The organism is Trichocoleus sp. FACHB-90 (genome assembly GCF_014695505.1).
Classification (GTDB): Bacteria; Cyanobacteriota; Cyanobacteriia; order Cyanobacteriales; family FACHB-T130; genus Funiculus; species Funiculus sociatus.
On sequence record NZ_JACJOK010000002.1, the window covers coordinates 1 to 1,823 of the forward strand.

Sequence of the window (1,823 nt, forward strand, 5' to 3'; positions counted from 1 at the left end):
AATTTCAGAATGAAGAATCCTTCTTTTTGATAAGCGGTGAAAACCGTAACGTTCGGTAAGTTTAATAAGGTATCTAGATGAAAGTCCATTGTTCTTTTTGGGTAAAATGTAGCAATTGCTACATTTTACCCCATGATGCCGCAAGACCCAGTTGCCATAAGTTTCTATCTGAATTAATTTTTTCAATTCAATATCTCAAAATTTTGAGAAAGATGCAAGGAAAGTTAAGATTTATCACTGAGCACGTAGTCCGTTCCAGAAGCAAAGATGGCTTGTGTTCATCTTATTAGCTCTAGTGGGAGCGATCGTTTTTCTCAAACGTTAGTGAGCGTGGAGACGCTGCACCAATGCTATATCGACATAACTTGCATCTCCAGCATCACCAGCAAGAACACTAAAGGGTTGAAGAGGTTCTCCCAGGTGATTTAATACCAGTATTGCACCGGAAAAATCTTGGTTTTGCGTGTATTCGTTGACCGTAACAACCGTTTTCAAACCTAGTTGACAGGCAGCTTCTAAACCCTGGTACGAGTCTTCAATCGCAAGGCAATCTTGGGCCTCTAAATCCATCATCTGTAGGACATACTGATAGACATCTGGTGCTGGTTTTTTGGCAGGAACGATATCACCAGCGGCAATCACCTCAAACCAGGAAGGGCTATTGGCTCCAAGGGAATGTTCCAATAGGGCAGTAACATTGGGGCGTGAAGCTGTTGTTGCGATCGCCAAGCGAACTCCTTGAATTCGGGCTTCTTCTATCAATCGCTTCACTCCTACGCGCAACGGCATAGCCCCCTCAGCCGCCAATTGTTGGAAACATTTGATTTTTATCGCATGAATGTCGGTGATAAACTTTTCCAAGTCAGTCGGTGGCTCGAAATCCGGTTGATACTGCTCCAAGTAAAAGCGAATGCGTTCCTTTCCCCCCGTAACCTCAAGTAACTCTCCATACAGCTCACCTGACCAATTCCAATCTAAACCAGCTTCAGCAAAGGCACGATTGAAAGCAACGCGATGACCATCTCGCTCAGTATCTGCCATCGTTCCATCAATGTCAAAAATCAAGGCACGCAGTTGTGTCATCTTAACTATTTTCCAGGTGTTCTTGAGGTAAGACTACCAATCAATGAGGGTTAGAACTGATAAATCTCTCTAAAGTTGCAGTAATCGTAGGCGTTGGAGCAGGACTGGGTGCTGCGATCGCTCATCGCGAAGAAAAGTGAGGGATTTGCTGTCGGGCTAATCGCAAGGAGTGAAGATACACTAACACCCATTCAAGGCTCAGGTAAGGGAGGTGACGGCGGCGATGACCAATTTTCTACTGGAAACGTTCTTACCTCTCGCATCCGTTCAAAATCACTATCAGATGAAACCACACTCAGACCGTGACGCAAGGCAGTAGCAGCAATCCACAGATCATTCTCGCTCACGCCTAACGCTTCAATCCTGGTTGTTCTGCGTCTACTTTTTTCTCTGGGGCCAAACTGAGCGATGATTTCCGCTTTAAATTCACCGTAGATATGGGCAGTTTCCCTGTCCACCGAATAGATGTCGATGCCTTGTACAAAAGCTTGCACTCGGATTAGATTAGCCGCCTTCTGTTGTGAATTTTGTGCCATGAAAATGAGTTCCCCGCAAACAATGACACTGGTAGCCACTGGCACCTTGCCCAACTCGATGAGGCGGCGACGGACAACAGTATCTCCTTCAATAAGTAGTTAGACAAAATTAGTTACACAAGCAACCAACAACATATATTACAATAAAAACGTTGTATATCAATTCAGTTTGAAGATGATATTTCTTCGAGAAATAAATCCTCT

General features: G+C 44.3%; 2 protein-coding genes. Both read right to left on the reverse strand.

Going from position 1 to position 1,823, the window contains the following annotated elements; translation table 11 throughout:
- Nucleotides 1-321: 321 nt before the first annotated feature.
- Complete coding sequence (locus H6F74_RS00015; protein WP_190434438.1) at nucleotides 322-1,083, reverse strand: HAD family hydrolase; 762 nt, start codon at nucleotides 1,081-1,083, stop codon at nucleotides 322-324.
- 191 nt (nucleotides 1,084-1,274) lie between these two features.
- Nucleotides 1,275-1,712 (reverse strand): PIN domain-containing protein, encoded by a 438-nt coding sequence (locus tag H6F74_RS00020; RefSeq protein ID WP_190434440.1) that lies wholly within the window; start codon nucleotides 1,710-1,712, stop codon nucleotides 1,275-1,277.
- Between the last annotated feature and the right edge of the window lie 111 nt (nucleotides 1,713-1,823).